Raw genomic sequence first — 18,569 nt, 5'->3', positions numbered from 1 at the left:
GAAATTTACTTAACGGCCAGAGATTTACTTAACGGCAAAGGTGACCAGCTTTCCTGGAATCACTTTGCACATTTTAATTTCCTTGCCTTCCAGAAACTTCTGCACGTTGGGATTGGCTTTGGCATCGGCGATGATGCTGTCTTCGTCGGCATCGGCGGCGACGTCCAGCTTGGCGCGAACTTTTCCGTTGATCTGCACCACCAGCTGGATGGACGTTTTCACCAGCGCAGCTTCGTCCACCTGAGGCCAGGCGGCATCGATCACCTGGTCGCCATTGCCAAACGCCTTCCAGAGCTCGTGAGCAATATGAGGTACGATTGGGGCCAGCAACAGCGTGGCGGATTCCAGCGCTTCACGTTCCACCGCACGGTTTTCGGCAGTACTGCGATCAGCCAGTTTGCCCACTTCGTTCAGCAGTTCCATCACCGCGGCAATGGCGGTGTTGAAATGTTGACGGCGGCCGCAATCATCGCTGACCTTGGCGATGGTTTCGTGGGTCTTGCGACGCAGGTCTTTCTGCTGATCGTTGAGCGCCTCCGCGTCAAATTCGGCAATGTCACCGGCTTCCAGGTGCGCGTGCACCGTCTTCCACAGGCGACGCAGGAAGCGGCTGGCACCCTCCACACCGGAGTCGCTCCACTCCAGAGTCTGCTCCGGGGGGGCTGCAAACATGGTAAACAGGCGTACGGTGTCGGCACCGTATTGATCAACGGCAGTTTGCGGGTCGATACCGTTGTTCTTGGACTTGGACATCTTGGTCATGCCACCCATCTGCAATTCGCCGGCATCAGGGTGGGAGGCACCAATAATTTTGCCCTTGTCGTCCTTGTTCAGCTCCACATCGGCCGGGTTAAACCAGGTCTTGCTGCCGTCGTCGTTTTGCTGATAGAAAGAGTCGGCCAGTACCATGCCCTGACACAGCAGTTGCTTGAACGGCTCGTCGCTGTTGACCAGGCCTTCGTCACGTAACAGCTTGTGATAGAAGCGCGCGTAGAGCAGGTGCAGGATGGCGTGCTCAATGCCACCGACATATTGGTCTACAGGCAGCCAGTAGTTGGCGCGTTCGGAGTCCAGCATGCCCTCGTCAAAATCGGGGCAGGTGTAACGAGCGTAATACCAGGAAGACTCCATAAAAGTGTCAAAGGTATCGGTTTCGTGCTCGGCGCCGGCACTGTGCCAATCGGCCTTGCTCCACTCGGGGTCGGCCTTGATGGGCGAATGTACACCGTCCATTTCCACGTCTTCCGGCAGCAGCACGGGCAACTTTTCGAGGGGCACTGGAATCTCGCCGCCATCGGGCAGATTCAGCATGGGGATCGGCGCGCCCCAGTAGCGCTGACGGGAGACACCCCAGTCGCGCAGGCGGAAATTGGTTTTCACCTTGCCCTTGCCAGCATCAAACAAGGCCTTGGCAATGGCGTCGAAGGCTTTCTTGAAACTCAGGCCGTCGAACTGGCTGGAATTTACCAGCTCGATATCGGTCTTGCGGGCATACCACTCGTTCCAGACTTGACTGTCAAAAGCCTCGTCGTTTTTCTTGGTGCTGGCGATGACCTGCACAATCGGCAGCCCGTAGTTATTGGCAAAGGCAAAGTCCCGTTCGTCGTGACCGGGTACCGCCATCACAGCGCCGGAACCGTAATCCATCAGCACATAATTGGCGACCCAAACCGGAACTTGTTCTCCAGTCAACGGGTGTACGGCTTTCAAGCCGGTATCCAGGCCTTTTTTCTCCATGGTGGCCATGTCGGCCTCGGCCACGGAGTTGGATTTGCATTCCTGAATAAATGCCGCCAACTCCGGGTTATTCTCTGCCAGAGCCAGGCTGATGGGATGTTCAGCGGCGAGAGAAACATAGGTCACACCCATAAGTGTATCCGGGCGGGTGGTGTAGACGTCGAAGCTGTTAATGTCACCCACGGCGGTTGCCAGGTCAAAGGTCATTTCCACGCCTTTGGATTTGCCAATCCAGTTCTTCTGCATGGTTTTGACCTGCTCTGGCCAATTGGGCAAATCATCCAGGCTGCGCAGCAGTTCGTCGGCGTATTCGGTGATCTTGATAAACCACTGGGGGATTTCCTTGCGCTCCACCACAGCGCCGGAGCGCCAGCCTTTTCCGTCTATGACCTGCTCGTTGGCCAGAACCGTCTGGTCGATGGGGTCCCAGTTAACGGTGGCCATCTTTTTGTAGACCAGACCTTTCTCATAAAGGCGGGTAAAGAACCACTGTTCCCACTTGTAGTAGTCGGGCTGGCAGGTGGCCAGTTCACGGGTCCAGTCAAAACCGAAACCGAGGCTCTTGAGCTGGCCTTTCATGTATTCAACGTTACTGTAGGTCCACTTGGCCGGAGCGGTCTTGTTGGCAATGGCGGCATTTTCCGCCGGCAGACCAAAGGCGTCCCAGCCCATGGGGTGCAACACGTTTTTACCCTGCATACGCTGATAGCGGGAGATGACATCGGTGATGGTGTAGTTGCGAACGTGCCCCATGTGCAGCTTGCCGCTGGGGTAGGGGAACATGGCCAGGCAGTAAAATTTTTCGCGGGATGGATCTTCTGTGACCACGAAACTGTTCTGGGTCTCCCAGTCTTGCTGGGCCTGGGCTTCAATCGCCGATGGATGGTATTGCTCTTCCATTATCTCCGTAAACCTGTGTGCCGGGCGCCGGGCCCTCAATCGCTTCAGTGACCGCCGGTCTGGGCGGCAAAACAAACGCTGCATTATAGGGGCTTGAGGGGCAGAAGTCGCTATCGGAGCCCATACCGCTGGAAGATTATTTTGCCTGCCACGGCCGGTTCAAAAAACAACCCTTCCGACTTGCCAGGAACCTTGGTTGACAAAAAGGTGTTTCAACTGAAATTGGCTTATTTTTCAGTCTCTTAGTTGTACAAAAGTACCACTTCGAGTGTTTTTTGTTCTGATTGCTCGCATCAGGAACTAGGCTTAATGCACAAGTATTGAGCAAATAGTGTTGACAACGTTGTCCTGCGGGCGTAACTTAGGCTTCAGACAACGTTGTCCTCGGTCGGTATCCAGGCAGCCAGTTGTTGGGAAGGTGCTGGCGAAAGCGCTTCCTGAAAAATGACGAACATAACAAAACCACTCAAATCATCTCCTAAGGAGAGTTATAAGATGGCGATTAATCTGAGAAGGGCGATCCGTTCAATCAACCACGCTGCGCTGGTGTGCGGATCTCTAAGTGCACTGGCGTTGTCCGGTGCGGCAATGGCGCAGCAGTCCGATGAGGTGGCTGAAAGCAACCAGATCGAAGAGATCCAGGTATTGGGGATTCGCAAGAGCCTGCAGGCGAGTATGGACGTCAAACGGTTCTCCAGCTCGGTAGTGGATGCCATTACCTCGGAAGATATTGGTAAGTTTCCGGATAAGAATGTTGCGGAATCACTGGCTCGTGTACCCGGTGTGGCGATTTCACGGGATTTCGGCGAAGGGCAGGGTGTGACCATTCGCGGACTGGAGCCGGCGTTGAATCTGACATTGGTGAATGGACAGGCAGTGGGCACGGCACAGTGGTTTGTGCTGTCCGACGCGACTCGTAACTTCAACTATGAAATGCTATCGCCCGAAATGGTGGGTAGCGTGGAGGTGTACAAATCTGCGCAGGCCGACATTGATGAAGGTGGACTGGGCGGCACTGTGGTTCTTAAAACCCGCAAACCCCTTGATCTGGATTCCGGCACCGTTAATCTGTCCATCGACGCCCAGTACGGTGATCTTTCGGAAGAAACCGATCCTTCTTTCTCCGGACTGTACAGTTGGAAAAACGAGGCAGAAACCTTTGGTGCGCTGGTTGCTTTCTCCCGCCAGGAGCGCACAGTTCGCCGCGAGGCCACCGAGCTGTTTACCCCCGCTTATTTTACCCAGTTCGATCGAGACTGGAACGCTGATACAAATCCCAATACCCCATTTAATGCTCCGGCGGGTGCCAGCGAGCAGGGCATGATCCCATGGGGTGTGGGTTCAGCGCTGTTTGAGCAGGAACGTGTCCGTACCGGTGTTGATGTCAATCTGCAGTGGGCGCCGACTGAAGCCCTAAGCACCAACCTGCACTACTTTAATTCCGAAATGGAAGCCGACAATGTTAACTCCAATTTTATCGGTATTCCTTTCCGCGGTATTTTTGCGGCCAACAATGTCTCTGAAGGAACTGTTGAAAATGGCGTCGTGACCAGTCTGGCGGTAGACGGTGGTGATCCCGCGGGATGGGCCAATCATGTGGCCTTCGATAATATTTACCGTGATGGTTCCAGCATGGAAACTGAAATTGTAGACCTCGAAGTGGACTTCCAGGGCGACGGTTTCAGCGTGCATGGTCAGATTGGTACGACCACCGGTGAAGGTATTAACAACGACTTCTTTACCGAGTTTTTTGCACACTCTCAGGATCCGAGAGTTAACTTCGATTTCTCCAATCCCGGTGGCCAGGCGCCATCTATCAGTTATGAGCGCAGTCCCTGGGTCTCCAATCCCACGGATGAGATGGCGTTGACCGGCGTATTCGATCAGCAGAACAAAACTGAAGATACGGAAGACTATGTCCAGATTGATGTAGTGCTTGATGTCGACTTCGGGGCGGTCAATGAGCTGAAGTTTGGTGCTAAAATGCGCGAGCGTTCATTTGAGCAGACTCGTTTTAAGTCTGAAATGCAGGGCGGTGCACCGGGTACCGAATCTTTGGGTTGGGCCAGTGCATTTAATGCGGGATCCTTTACAGTAGATCACTCCGAGACCAGCCTGGGCAGTCAGACGTTCTTCCTGCCGAATCAATCTGCAATGCATGAGGCGTTCTTTGCCTTGCCAATGTGTAGCGATAGTGGCCCCTCTCTGTGTCGTCCGGAGTATGCGATTGAGAACGCGTCCTCTTATAAGATTGAAGAAGACATCACCTCGATTTACGCCATGGCCAACTTTCAGGGTGACCATATCCGCGGCAATGTCGGTATCCGCTACGTGGATACCGACACGGATTCCAGTGGCTGGGATTTCAATAACGACGCGCCCATCAGCGAAAGCGGTTCCTACGACAATGTGCTGCCAAGTGTTAACGTTGTATACGATTTGACCGAAGATATGCTGTTGCGTTTCGCTGCCGGTAAGTCCATCAACCGTCCAGCGCCCTTTGCGTTGTCCTACGCGGTGAACCTGACGCCGGAGACCAGCTCCGGTACTGCGGGTAATCCCAGTCTGACGCCTACTCAGGCCAACCAGTACGAACTGGGCTTTGAGTGGTATCTGTCTGAAGCGTCCATGGTCAGCGCCACTTACTTTAACAAGGATATTTCTGACTTCGTCTACAGCACCACCAAGTCTGCCACCATCAATGGTGTATTTATCAACGCGCTGTCGACGTTTGACAACGGTACTCGCGCCGAGCTCGAAGGTATTGAACTCAGTGCACAGTACAGTTTCGATAACGGCTTTGGTGTCGGTGCCAACTACACTTACACCGATTTGGGTGCTGCGCAGGTGCCCGAAGTGGTCGACGGTAGCCTGGTCGAGCGTGAAGTGATCTTCCCGGGCACTTCTGAGGATGTATTTAACGCGACGGCCTACTACGAAGGTGAACTGTTTACGGCTCGCTTGAACTACAGCTACCGTTCCGAGTTTTTCAAAGGCTTGCAGGAAAACGGCGAATTGTGGGGCGACGAGCAAAAACAGTGGGATGCCCAGGTATCCTATAATCTCACTGACAACATCGTGCTGCGTGCCGAATTGCTGAATATCACCGATGAAATCATCGAAGATATCTATGTCGCCGGTGACGGCACCGAGGTCAAAGGTACTCAACTCTATAACGGCCGCCGCTTCTTCGTCGGCGCCAACTTCAAGTTCTAAAACTTCCTCTCTCGCACAGGGATGCATTTGCGGTCATGGATGACCGCCACCGAATCAACAATAAGTTTCACGAGGGTAATTCATGTCCATGGCTGCGGTAAAAGATGAACTGTTATATCTGGGGATCGACGGGGGCGGCAGCAAGTGTCGTTCCAGCCTGGTGTCCGCTTCCGGCGAAGTGCTGGGGGTGGGGTTGTCGGGCCCAGCCAACCCGCTACATGGAATGTCTCGTGCACTTAACTCTATTGATGACGCTGCCAGACAAGCGTTGAGTGATGCCGGTCTCAAGCAGGGCGATATGCAGCGAGTGGTGGCAGGCGTGGCGTTGGCAGGTGTTAATTTGCCCTCGCTGTTCGCTGCGGTGAACGACTGGCGGCACCCGTTTGCCCAGATGCATTTGATGACGGATCTGCACGCCGCCTGTTTGGGCGCTCATCACGGTGAAGACGGCGCGGTTATGGTGATTGGCACCGGCTCTTGTGGTTTTGCCAGTGTTGAAGGCCGCAGTTGTCTGCTGGGTGGTCACGGTTTCCTGTTGGGTGACAAAGGCAGCGGTGCCTGGCTGGGTCTGCGCGGCATTAAGGCGGTGTTACTGGCCGAAGATGGCCTGGCACCGGCAACCCGGTTGAGTGAGGCGGTTATGGAAACCTATGGGGTGTCGGGTCTGGATATTGTGCAGAAGCTCAGTCATTCCGCCTCATCGGACTTTGGCCGCCTGGCGTCTTTGGTCTTGCAGGCGGCGGATCGTGGCGATGCGGCAGCATTGGAGATTGTCCGTGAAGGTGCGGCATATCTTGATGCTTTGGCGCGCAAGCTGCTGCTGGAAAAACCTCCCCGTTTTTCGGTAATCGGAGGTTTATCGGGCCTGATGCAACAGTGGATGTCGGCCGAGATTGTGGCCCGCATTGAACCGCCATTGGGGCAACCGGAAATTGGTGCCATACACTATGCCCGGGAGCAATCCCTGGTCACCGTCGAATAAACACAACAAACACCGCCACTGCGGCTATGCTTAAACGAGGTTGGGATATGGATACGGTAATGAATCAAACCGCAAACACACGCAGCAGTTACCTGCCGATGATGATTGTGGGAGCCCTGTTCTTTATTTTTGGTTTTGTGACCTGGCTGAACGGATCACTGATTCCGTTTCTGCAAATTGCCTGCGAACTGAATCATATGCAGGCGTACCTGGTGACCATGGCGTTTTATATTTCGTATACCGTGATGGCACTGCCCATGTCGGTTATCCTCAAACGTACCGGTTACCGCCGAGGCATGATGTTGGGGCTGGTGATTATGGCCGTGGGTTCGCTGGTCTTTATTCCCGCGGCGGAAGCCAGAATGTTCTCGGTATTTCTAATAGCGCTGTTTATCCTCGGTACCGGGCTGACGATTTTGCAGACGGCGTCCAATCCTTATATTGTCCATATTGGTCCCCATGAAACCGCCGCGGTGCGCATCAGCATCATGGGGCTGATGAACAAGGGCGCCGGTGTTGTGGCGCCGCTGGTGTTTACCGCTTTTATTCTCAGCGATATGTCTCAGTTTACGGAAACGCGTCTGGCCAGTCTGGATGCCGCGCAACGTGCCGCGGAACTGACAGAACTGTCGTCTCGACTGGTCATCCCCTATCTGTTGATGGCTGCCATGTTACTGGCACTGGCGGCATTGGTGCACTTTTCTCCTCTGCCCGAGCTGAAATTTGAAGAGGATGAGTCCGAGCAGGGCAGTATCGCGCGTATTCTGCAACACCCGCGTTTGGTATTGGGGGTGGTTGCACTGTTTTTCTATGTGGGTGTGGAAGTGATAGCCGGCGACACCATCGGCCTGTTTGGTAAAGAGATGGGCGTTGAGAACTTTGGCCAGCTGACCTCCTACACCATGACCTTTATGGTGGTGGGCTATATTGTGGGTATGCTGGTGATTCCGCGCTGGATCAGCCAGGAGACGGCGCTGGTGGCCTCAGCCACGCTAGGTGCTTTTTTCTCCTTGCTGATTATGTCGAGCAGCGGCGACAGCCTCGGACTCTGGAACGCGCTGTTCGCCTGGACTGGTGTTCCGGCTGTTCCCAATGCGGTACTGTTTCTGGCGCTGCTGGGTTTTGCCAACGCACTGGTATGGCCGGCCATCTGGCCCATGGCGCTCTCCGGTCTGGGCAGCCTGACCAGTACCGGTTCCGCTCTGCTGATTATGGGTATTTCCGGCGGAGCCATTTTCCCGTTTATTTACGGAGCGTTGGCTGAAGCCAGTGGTGATTCCCAGGGCGCTTACTGGGTGATGATTCCCTGTTATCTCTTTATTCTTTATTACGCCTTGAAGGGTCATAAACTGGAGGCCTGGGGCAAGTAAGGCGGGAGGTTGTCATGTCGAAGCCGAATCACATTGTGGTCGTAGGGGGCGGTACCGCCGGTTGGATGGCAGCCTGCCTGCTCAATCACGCCTGGGGAGGAGACGATAGTCATCGAACCCAGGTTACATTGATCGAATCCAGCGATATTGCCACCATCGGTGTCGGTGAAGGATCGACACCTTACATGCGTCAGTTTTTCTCGCGTCTGGGCATTGCGGAAAAGGACTGGATGCCAGCCTGCAATGCCACCTACAAGTGCGGCATCAGTTTTCCCGGCTGGTCCACCAAGCCGGGTTTTGAAACCTATTTCCATCCGTTTTTTTCGCGCCTGGATCTTGAGCCGGCGGCGGACTTCTTTACTAACTGCAACAGGCGCCGGCGGGGTAAGTCGATTGCGTGCCATCCCAACGATTACTTTGTGGCGGCCGAGTTGGCCCGGCAGAAAAAGGCCCCTATTCCCCTGGAAGATCTGGGTTTTGAGCACGACTATGCCTACCATTTTGATGCGGGGTTGTTGGCGAGTTTTCTGAAAAGTTTTGCCCTTGAGCGGGGAGTTCGTCATGTGATCGACACGGTAAAACACGTCGAACAAAATCAAGATGGTTCCCTGGCCGCCCTGCAAACCCATCAACATGGACGACTTGGGGCTGACTGGTTCTTTGATTGCAGCGGCTTTGCGTCGCTGTTAATCGGCAAAACCTTGCAAGAGCCTTTTCACTCTTTCGCCGATACCCTGTTTAACGACAGTGCTGTGGCCATGCCATCGCCGCTGAATCCGGAACAGCCGATTCCTTCCGAAACCGTATCGCGAGCCGCGGGCCACGGCTGGATCTGGCGGATTCCCCTGACCAGCCGTTACGGTAATGGTTACGCATACTCCTCAAAATATCTGCAGCCTGAGCAGGCCGAGGCCGAACTCAGGAAAGTGCTGGGGGCGGAAGCTGAGGGCATTGAGGCGCGACACCTGAAAATGCGGGTTGGCCGCGTGGACAATCACTGGCAAAAGAACTGCGTGGCAGCGGGTTTGTCCCAGGGCTTTATCGAACCCTTGGAGGCCACTGCGATCGGATTGATTCAGTTTACCATCGAACGCTTTATCGATTTCTTTGAAAAAGGCGAATTTACCGATCAATACCGCGATGAATTCAATGCGGAGGTCAATAAATCCTTTGATGGCGTGAAGGACTATGTGTCACTACATTATCGCCTTAACAGTCGCGCTGATACGACCTACTGGACCGATAACCGGGAGCAGGCATTATCGTCACCGAGTCTGCAGCGTATTATGGCAGCGTGGGACGAAGGCAGAGATTTTGATGCGGCACTGACCGCGGAAAAAACCTCTCAGGCTTATATGCGACCTTCCTGGTATTGCATTTTTTCCGGCATGGGTCGATTTGACAATGTGGCCGAGGCCAAGTTTACCCGTTCGGCCAAAGCGGCCCGGCAATTATGTGAAAGCCTGGCGCACCGGTTTCATCCGCATCGCGCGGCCTGGCTGGCGCAGATGAATTGATCGATAAAAAAGGGGCGCCGTCGTAGGGACCGACACCCGTGCAGAGAGAGTAAATCGAGTGTAAGTTAAACGGCTTCAACCACACGGTTGTTCTGAGTGCCCAGGTTAATGTTGCCATCCTGGCTGCGGATGCTGGTACTCATGGTGTCGCCGGGCTGCAAATACTTTTTACTGCGGCTCTGGCCTTTGACAAACAGTTTCCACTTGGTGGCTTCGGGCAGTAGCGACAGTGCTTTGACTAAAAAGGCCGATGGAATCTGCATGGCGCAGCCACTGGGCGTGCCCGTCAGTACGAGATCCCCGACGCTGAGATCGCTGACCTGGGTAAATTCGGACAGGGATTCGGCGGGCTTGAACACCAGATTGGCGGTGTTGTCACGCTGGCGCACCTCGCCGTTGACCCGCAATTCCAGATTGAGTTTGTGCAGGTAGTGCATATCTTCCTTTTCCATCAGACATAACACAGGGCCGGTGGGGCAGAAGGATCGGTAGCTCTTGCCCTTGAAAAACTGCATCTGCGGTACCTGTACATCCCGCGCGGAAATATCGTTGCCGATCACAATACCGGCAATGACTTCGTGAATATTGTCATCGCTAATCTCCATACTGGTGTCGGTATCCGCGCCGATCACCAATCCCAATTCCACCTCGTAATCCAACAGCTGCACGTGATTGGGGCGTACCACGTCGCTATCGCCTGAACAGACGCTGGCGGAGGATTTGTTGAAAAACATATTGAAGGACTTGGCGTCAGGGTTCATACCCGACTCAATCATATGCTGGCGGTAGTTGGCTCCCTGACACAATACGCGACAAGGCTTTGTCACCGGACTCAGCAGTTCCACCTGGTTGACTGGAATGCCGTCTTTGTCGTTACCCCCCTTTAACCGTCGCAGTCGGTTATAAGCTTGTTCACGACCGCGTTTCAGAAAGTCGGCGGTTGAGCAATAGGTATCCTGTAATGGGAAAAGGGTTTCATTCTCCAGCACTCCCCAGAAATCACCTTGCGTGTCGCTGTTGGGGAGTCGGTAGTGGACAACGTGACAAATCATCGTGCACCTCTTGGTAAATTCAATCTAAATCTGCGCAGTCAATATCAGTTCAGCGCTTTATTAAGTTTTTTGATGCGCGCCAGGTTCAAGTCATCCTTATTAAAGAGCCGGCGGACAACACTCTTAAGCATGCGCCAGGGGTGATTGGTGCCAGCGAAATCGGCGCTCATATGGGGCCCCCACTGATGCTGGGCATCTTTGTGAAAGGGGTGGTATCCGGTGGCCACCGAACTGTCGAACAAATCACCATCGGCATAGTGCTCGAACAGGTCGCCATCGGGATCCCGCCAGTAGTCAAAGATCTGGCTGCCGAGAATGTGTCGGCCGATGCCCCAGGAATGGGTGTAATCCTGTTTCTGCAACCACTCCTGGGCGATGGCAATCTCTTCCATTGAATCGAGTTCGAAGGCGGTGTGCAGGTGTCCCAATTCCGGGGTCAGACCGAGGGCAATGGTGTGGTGATCCACAGGAATATCTCCCCGATCGCAGCGCATAAAGGCGACGCTGGGAATCTCTTCCTGATTCAGCAACTGGAAGTCAGAAACAATCATTCCCAGGGTGTCCTGGTACCACTCGATGGTGCCTTTGATGTCGCTGACACTGTGGACCGTATGGCCGAGTTTATGTACCTGCACTGGCGCCACTTGTTTGCGTACTGTGCGATTAATACGGGGTTTGTGATCAGACAAATTCCAGGGGTTGGCGGCAGGTTTTTCGATATCGGGCAGACTGCGCAGTCCGGCGTTGACTTCGATGGTCAGACCGGCCGGATCGGTCAGGGTGACATATTCCCCTCCCAGCTCCGGGTCGTGCTTTTCAACGGGCAACCCCAGTTTGGTGGAGAGAGTATCCAGGCTCTCGCGTTCAGCATAGAGACCCATGCGGGCGTAGCGTGCGGGCCCTTTTTCCAGCACCAGAATGTGATGCTCGCTGGTGCGTCCTCGCATCAGAATTCGCTGACTGGTGCGGTGGGAGGTCAACAAGCCAAAACTGGTAAAAAAGTCTGCTGCGCGATCCAGATCGGGCCGCTGCAACACCACATAGGCCAGCCCCTGGGCTTTTATCAATGGGTCGGGGCTGCGTTCGCGGACTTGGCAGCAGGACTTGAATTCGTTGGTGGAGAGGGTATCGGGAGTTACGGCAATGGTCATAGGTGCGGCCCCTTGTCAGCTTTTCAATAGTCTATTGTATATTTATTCAAAAGTGAACCATATTACAATTAAAAAGAGTTAAGCGTTGGCGGGGGTGAGAGTGAGCCAGATTCAGGTGTGAATGGAGGATTTAACTGCTAAAATGCCCGACTTTGGCAACAAGCCCGGCAGAATCAAGGTATAGAGACGTTATGGCGGAAGCGGAAAAAATGGATCGTGGCGCAAGGCGCAAGGCAAGGACCCGCAAAAAACTGCTGGAGGCGGCCGCAGCGCTGTGCAGCGAGCAGAGCATTGAAGACATCAGCATTGTCGATATTACCGAGGCCGCTGACGTAGGCTTGGGCACATTTTACAATCACTTTGAGTCCAAGCAGGATTTGCTGGCGGGCATGGCAGAGGACTATCTGACTCAATACGATCACGCGCTGGATGAGTTGGTGTGTGAACTGGAAGATCCCGCTGAGGTGTTCCTGGTTTCCTATCGTTTCACCATCAGGAGTGCTCAGGACAAGGCGGGCTGGAATATCATTCGCCAGTTTCCCAATCACCTGATCCGTGATCGCATAGAAGCGCGCAGTGAGCGGGATATCAATCGGGGTATTGAAACCGGTCGTTTCAAGATCGACAGCGCTGAGGAATTTTGCCGGTTTCTCGACAGTTCCGTGATTGGCATAATGTCCGGGTTGTCCGACGGGGCCGTGACCACAGAGCAGGCGGACACCTTTGTGACCTATTTTTTACGGCTGCTGGGGCTGGACGAAGCCGAAGCCAGGCAGCTGATGGAAAAGCCGCTGCCTGACGCCGGTTGAACTTCTCTATATCTTTACCAGCTGTTTGCCGGTATTGGTGCCTTCGTACAATTGCGTCAGCGCCAGCGGCGCATTCTCCAGTCCCTCAGTAATGGACTCCCGATAGTTAAGTTCTCCCCGCTGGTACCAGCCGGCGAGGCTCTTCAGAGCATCGGGGTACAGAGCGAAGTAATCCAGCATCACAAACCCCTGAATGGTCAGGCGTTTGGTCAAGATAAAACGGTCGCGCCTCGGTCCCATGGGCAGCTCATCCCAGCTGGCAATGGCGGCGGTACCCACCTGTGCAACCCGACCGCCCTGCGCCATGGACGGATACACCGCATCGGCAATAGTCCCTGAGGTGTTGTCAAAAAAGAAGTGAATGCCCTCAGGTGCGGCTTCCCTTATTTCTGCCGCCAGATCGGCGCTGGTTTTGTAATTGATGGCAATGTCATAACCAAATTCCTCCGTACAGAGAGCACGCTTTTCGTCACTGCCGGTCAAGCCGATACAGCGCGCGCCCTTAAGCTTGGCGATTTGCCCGGCAATACTGCCGACACCACCGGCAGCCGTGGAGATCAGCACGGTCTGTCCGGGCTGAACCTTGCCGATCTGTTCCAATACCAGTAGCGCCGTCAATCCATTCGGGCCCAGTGCCCCCAAGGCCGTGGAAATAGGCGCGAGCTCGGGATCCACTTTTCTTACTAACGGGTCTACCTCTGTGACGGCGTATTTTTGCCAGCCAAACAGTCCATAAACGATATCGCCCGTTCGGTAGTTGGGGTGCGCCGATGCGACCACCTCGCCCACCGTTACTGAGCGCATGACCTCACCGATCTGTACGGGTGGCAGGTAATTCTCCTCCAGAGACACCCATCCACGCATGGCTGGATCGATGGACAGATACAGATTTTTTACAGCGATCTGGCCCTCGGCCGGTGTCAACTCGATGTCTGCAGTGACTGCCTCAAAATGCTGGGGTGCGGGTATGCCGTTGGGGCGCTGTTTCAGTACGACTTGGCGGTTTTTCACGTTGGATTCCTCTGGCCTGTGGATTTGTATCTGAGAGGCAGGGGTTCTCAGACATAATTGTTATATTAATCATAGTTGTGTTTAAAATCAAAACTGAATATAGTTCATTACAGTATTCGGGTTATGAAGATGCGTCTTTCGTGGCCCGTTTGCACACAAAAAAACGGAGAGACAATAAATGACACTTACGACGAGAAATCTGCTTGCCGCAGCGATAGCCACTCTGACTTCCACGGGATTGCAGGCCGAAACCTTTGTTCTTGAAGAGCTGGTGGTCACTGCGCAAAAACGGGAACAGAGCTTGCAGGACGTACCGGTATCGGTGAATGTGGTCGGTGGAGACACGATTAAAGAAACCGGACTGGGGGATCTGGAAGATCTGTCTGCTCAAGTGCCCAATCTGGTGATTAACCAGAGCCCCCAGAACTTGAGCATTTATATTCGCGGGTTGGGGTCGCGGGATAACCAGGGGTTCGAACAGTCCGTTGGATTGTTTGTCGATGGTGTTTATGCGGGGCGATCCAAGCAGTTTCAAGCGCCGTTGATGGATTTGGCTTCCGTTGAAGTATTGCGTGGTCCACAGGGCACATTGTTTGGCAAGAATACGATTGCCGGTGCCATGACGGTGACATCCGCCCAGCCGACTGATGAGTTGGAGGCTTCGTTTCGCGCCGGGTTTGAACCCCGCTACGACAGTTACAGCGTTGAAGGTGTGGTTTCCGGGCCGCTGACGGAATCGCTCAGTGGTCGTCTCGCTGTTCAGCAAAATGAAAGTGGCGGTTATCTGGAAAATCCGGTGTTGGGTACGGACGAGCCGGACACTTTATCGACGGCCGCGCGAGCCACTTTGCGCTGGGAGCCATCGGCGGATCTGGAGGTTCTGGCCAAGTATGAGTGGGGGCGTGCGGATGGGGCGGGCCGCAATTATCGATTGGATAAAGTCGGGCCCTGGTTACCGATGTATCAGCAGGCGTTCGCCGGTTTTGATCCAGGCGATGATGAGCGGCGTTATACGGATGTCGCTGAGCGAGGCAATACCAACAGCGACAACTTTACCCTAACGGTGAACTACCAGATTGGCGAGTATGAACTGACGTCTATCACGGGATATTCCGGCTATCGGTTTGATGAGGTGGTGGATGGGGATCAATCTCCACTGAACGCGTTGTTGATGCCGCAGGCACAGGATTTTGATCAGTGGAGCCAGGAGGTTCGAATCGCGTCGCCACTGGGTGAGTCGTTTGATTTTATTGCCGGTTTGTACATGCAAACGTCTGATTATGATCTGCAGCGTGGGTTGCACACCAATTTGTCGGCATACCAGGCATTGAATCCGTCGTTGGCCGTTGTGCCTGCCTCGGGTGCTGTATCCGATTTTAATCAAACCACTGACAGCTATGCGCTATTTGGTTCGATGAGTTGGCACTTGAATGAGATTTGGCATTTGACGGCAGGGCTGCGCTATACCATCGAGGAGAAGCAGGCGCAGAGAGATATGGTCTATACGGGTTTCAACACAAATTTGCCCTTGGCAGCGGTGTACGATCCAATGGCGGCGCCGGCCGGTCCTCTGCCCTTTAATGAGTTTATGTTGGCGGTCGGCGGTATGCAGGCGGCGGGCATTTATGAGCATGAATTGGATGGCGATCGTCGGGCGGAGAATGTCTCTCCTTCGCTGAAGTTACAATACGATGTGAGTGCGTCGGTAATGCTGTATGCGAGTGTCAGTCAGGCTTTTAAGTCGGGCGGATTCAATGCGATTGGTAATGTTGGGGATGATCCGGGCGAGTATGGCAGTACGCCGGAATCGTTTGATTTTGATGAGGAGGAGGCGCTGGCGTTTGAGTTGGGCGGTAAGACGACGTTAATGGATGGCGCCGCCAATGTGAATTTTGCGATCTTCCGTACCAATTATGATGATTTGCAGGTGAGCAGTTTCCAGGGGGATGTGTTCCGCGTCGGCAACGCGGCTCAGGCCGTCAGTCAGGGGGTGGAGATTGATGGTACGGTGCGGTTGAGTGAAACGCTGTTTTTGAATGCGTCTGTGGCGTATTTGGATGCGTATTACAGTAAGTACGAGAATGCTCCTTGTACCTCGCCTCAAACGTTGGTGATGCCGGTGGGCTGCAGTCAGGATTTGACGGATCGTGAGTTGGCGAATGCGCCGGAGTGGACGGGTAATTTATCCCTGGATCAGGAGTTTTCTCTGGGTGATGGTTTGCTGCTGCGGGCGCATTTGAATGTGGCTTATGTATCGGAGCAGTATCTGGCGTTGGATTTGGATGAGGCGACGCTTGAGGAGGCGCATACGACGGTGAATGGTCGCTTGGCGTTGGCGGGTTCTGACGGTGGTTGGGAGTTGGCGCTGTTGGGTAAAAATCTGACGGATGAGGAGGTTCGGAGTTGGTCCAATGATCCGTTTTTGGTGGCGGGGGCCTATTTTTCCTACTACAACGCGCCTCGGACTTTGGAGCTGCAGTTTAGTTTGGCTTATTGATTTTATTTTCTGGCTGGCCATGGGGCAGACTTCATGCCCCGTCGTTTTGTGCCACAAGTGGCGGCTGGGGCGTTGTTTCCGGAGCGGTCGGGCGGCCCTCCGGGCTGCCCTCAGTCCCAAAAAAGCCAAGCAAAAAGCGCTTGTCTTTTTTACTCCTTCGGCGCCCTCTTTGATGCTCCGCAAACAACGCCCCAGCCACCTTTTACACCGCGGTTCTTCACCTGTGGTGCCTCATTGTTATGTTCGTCTTTATGTTCATCAAGAGGGCAGGCGCCAATGGCACTTGCTTAAGCCAATTTGGCACTACTCTCTGTAGCAGCGGGCTCTGACCGCGACTGGGTTTCCCCGTACAGAATTAAGTGCTCAAAGTTAAGGTCCGGTGGGGTGTGGTTCAATCTCGATTCAGGTGCTTCATAAAATGGGGGCAGACCCGGTCGCGGTCAGAGCCCGCTGCTACGTACGTAGATAAATCCTGCCGGTACTTGATTATATCAACGACACAAAAAAACCGGCGCAGGGCCGGTTTTAAGCAGGGCTTTGGGTTTTCTAAATCAGTTGGAGAAGTTGTCTGGCTTGTTGCAGTGCCATGTCTGCAGTGTCCTGGTTAAGGGCGACCAGAATAAATTTGTCGGGTCTGACCAGAATCATGTTGCAGTTGTTGTCAGTAAATAACGCCTTTAAGCGTTGTGCGCCGCATTCCTGGTAGTCGCAGTTGGTGTCGCCAACGCTGATGAGTGTGGTGCCGAGCGCTTGCCAGTCTTGCAATTGTGATTCGGTGAGTAGCGTTTTGGGGTCGCAGTTGTAGCCGAGGATGCTAAAGCCTTTACCGAGTTTTTCATCCAGCAGACAGGTTTCGCCGCTTTCTGTTTTGATCTGGGGCTGAGGCAGCATCTGCCCGTTGATGGCGTTGTCTTGTTGGTTGGCGACAACGCCTTTGTCGATAGCGCGAACCAATACCGATTGCGCCATGTCCTGGGAGAAGTTGTCCATGGCGGCCGGGTCTTGCTGCATGGCGAAGAAGAAGGCGTCGCGTTCGGCAGCTTTTTGTGGGTCGATGGGTTGGATCTGTTCACCCAGCGAGAGGGCGAATTGGATGAGCTCCTGGGCGTGCTGCCAGCGTTCTTGTTGGTAGCTTTCAAGTAGGGTGGGCGCGGCTTGTTTGTTGACCACCATGGCCAGCTTCCAGGAGAGGTTGCGCACGTCGCGCATGCCGCTGTTAAGCCCCTGGCCGGCGAATGGAGGGGTCATGTGGGCAGCGTCACCGGCGAGGAACGCGCGGCCCTGTTGCCAGCGTTCGGCGATGATGGCGGCGAAGTTGTAGACGCGGCGGCGGAAGATGTCCACTTGCGCCGGGTCTGTATGTGGAGCCAGCAGTTCGTTGATGGTTTCGGTTTTGAGCAGTTGTTCCGGTTGTTCGCCTGGCATCAGCATCCATTCCCAGCGGCGTTGGTTAGCGCCGCGTTTGATGGTCATGCCGGGGCGGGCTGGGTCGCAGAAGAAGCGGCTGCCGGGGCCATCGTCGAACTGTGGGTCGATGGTGTCGATGACCAGCCAGGGATATTCGTTGCTGTCGCCGGTCATCTGGATGCCGAGCAGATCACGCACTTTTGAGCGGCCGCCGTCACAGCCGACGAGGAATTGAGTATCAATGGATACGCCTTCACCGTTGGCGTCGACGGCTTCAATAAATACGCCATTGGCATCCTGGGTGAAGTTGAGCATTTCGTGCTGGAAGTGGATGTCAACGGTGGGACGTTTGGCGATGGTGTTGGCCAGTATGCGATCGAAGGCGGGTTGATCGAAGGTGTTGAACAGTGGATGGCCGTAGGGAGTCTGGTTGAGTGTATTGAGTGAGAACAGGAGTTTGCCGTCGGCGTTGAGGTAATCGGAGCTTTCGATGCCGGAGAATATCTCCTCTCGTACGGCATCGAGGATGTCTGCGGATTGCAGTGTTCGCAGGGTTTCGCTGTCGATGCCAATGGCTCGCGGTTCTTCCATGGTGTTGGGTAGTTTTTCCAGGACCAGGGTGTCCACGCCCAGGCTGCCGAGCAGGTGGGCCAGTGTCAGTCCGGCGGGGCCGGCGCCAATGATGGCAACGGCAGTTTTGTAGTGAGTGGGCATAGTACGCTCTCCCAAAGTTATTAGTCAGGCCATCGTGGAAAATCCACTTAGTTGTAATAATATTCAGTTATGAGTAATAATTCAATTAAGTTTTCGAGAGACACGAAAATGCCGGTGATTATTGGCCTTTTTACCTTCGGGGTCGGCAAACAAGAATTCATATATTGACTTAATGTCTTATTATGGGTTTATAATCAGAATTGAAT

Annotated in this window: 11 protein-coding genes; 6 read left to right on the top strand and 5 right to left on the bottom strand. The window is 54.2% G+C overall.

Features of this window, described 5'->3' with window-relative positions; all coding sequences use genetic code 11:
• Positions 1-24: 24 nt before the first annotated feature.
• Positions 25-2,637 (bottom strand): leucine--tRNA ligase, encoded by a 2,613-nt coding sequence (gene leuS, locus HBA55_RS11060; RefSeq protein ID WP_166990498.1) that lies wholly within the window; start codon positions 2,635-2,637, stop codon positions 25-27.
• 495 nt (positions 2,638-3,132) lie between these two features.
• Here leuS and HBA55_RS11055 point away from each other — a divergent pair, with 495 nt between their 5' ends.
• From HBA55_RS11055 to HBA55_RS11040, 4 genes are all read left to right on the top strand, one after another.
• Positions 3,133-5,853, top strand: a complete 2,721-nt coding sequence (locus HBA55_RS11055) for a TonB-dependent receptor (RefSeq protein WP_166990495.1) — start codon at positions 3,133-3,135, stop codon at positions 5,851-5,853.
• An 88-nt stretch (positions 5,854-5,941) separates the two neighbouring features.
• Entirely contained in the window at positions 5,942-6,835 is an 894-nt protein-coding gene (nagK, locus tag HBA55_RS11050; RefSeq protein WP_240945998.1) for an N-acetylglucosamine kinase, read from the top strand.
• Between the two features lie 59 nt (positions 6,836-6,894).
• Positions 6,895-8,205 (top strand): sugar MFS transporter, encoded by a 1,311-nt coding sequence (locus HBA55_RS11045; RefSeq protein WP_240945997.1) that lies wholly within the window; start codon positions 6,895-6,897, stop codon positions 8,203-8,205.
• A 14-nt stretch (positions 8,206-8,219) separates the two neighbouring features.
• Entirely contained in the window at positions 8,220-9,722 is a 1,503-nt protein-coding gene (locus HBA55_RS11040; RefSeq protein WP_166990486.1) for a tryptophan halogenase family protein, read from the top strand.
• A 65-nt stretch (positions 9,723-9,787) separates the two neighbouring features.
• On the opposite strand, the gene HBA55_RS11035 is transcribed toward HBA55_RS11040, so the two are convergent.
• Both HBA55_RS11035 and HBA55_RS11030 read right to left on the bottom strand, forming a co-directional pair.
• Positions 9,788-10,774 (bottom strand): fumarylacetoacetate hydrolase family protein, encoded by a 987-nt coding sequence (locus tag HBA55_RS11035; RefSeq protein WP_166990483.1) that lies wholly within the window; start codon positions 10,772-10,774, stop codon positions 9,788-9,790.
• A 44-nt stretch (positions 10,775-10,818) separates the two neighbouring features.
• Positions 10,819-11,925, bottom strand: a complete 1,107-nt coding sequence (locus tag HBA55_RS11030) for a VOC family protein (protein ID WP_166990480.1) — start codon at positions 11,923-11,925, stop codon at positions 10,819-10,821.
• A gap of 191 nt (positions 11,926-12,116) precedes the next feature.
• On the opposite strand from HBA55_RS11030, the gene HBA55_RS11025 reads away from it, so the two are divergent.
• Positions 12,117-12,734 carry a TetR/AcrR family transcriptional regulator gene (locus HBA55_RS11025; RefSeq protein ID WP_166990478.1) on the top strand — a complete coding sequence of 206 codons (618 nt, stop codon included), beginning with the start codon at positions 12,117-12,119 and terminating at the stop codon, positions 12,732-12,734.
• Positions 12,735-12,740: 6 nt separating this feature from the next.
• Here the strand turns inward: HBA55_RS11025 and HBA55_RS11020 are convergent, their stop codons facing one another.
• Entirely contained in the window at positions 12,741-13,745 is a 1,005-nt protein-coding gene (locus tag HBA55_RS11020) for a zinc-binding dehydrogenase (RefSeq protein ID WP_166990475.1), read from the bottom strand.
• A 178-nt stretch (positions 13,746-13,923) separates the two neighbouring features.
• On the opposite strand from HBA55_RS11020, the gene HBA55_RS11015 reads away from it, so the two are divergent.
• Positions 13,924-16,242 carry a TonB-dependent receptor gene (locus HBA55_RS11015; RefSeq protein ID WP_166990472.1) on the top strand — a complete coding sequence of 773 codons (2,319 nt, stop codon included), beginning with the start codon at positions 13,924-13,926 and terminating at the stop codon, positions 16,240-16,242.
• 546 nt (positions 16,243-16,788) lie between these two features.
• Here HBA55_RS11015 and mhpA read toward each other — a convergent pair.
• On the bottom strand, positions 16,789-18,363 hold the full coding sequence (gene mhpA, locus HBA55_RS11010; protein WP_166990469.1) for a bifunctional 3-(3-hydroxy-phenyl)propionate/3-hydroxycinnamic acid hydroxylase MhpA: 1,575 nt from the start codon (positions 18,361-18,363) through the stop codon (positions 16,789-16,791).
• Positions 18,364-18,569: the final 206 nt, after the last annotated feature.

Origin of the sequence: Pseudomaricurvus alkylphenolicus (assembly GCF_011683955.1) — a bacterium.
GTDB lineage: Bacteria > Pseudomonadota > Gammaproteobacteria > Pseudomonadales > Cellvibrionaceae > Pseudomaricurvus > Pseudomaricurvus alkylphenolicus.
Note: the sequence above shows the minus strand (reverse complement) of the source record. Positions and strands in the feature narration are given on the sequence as shown.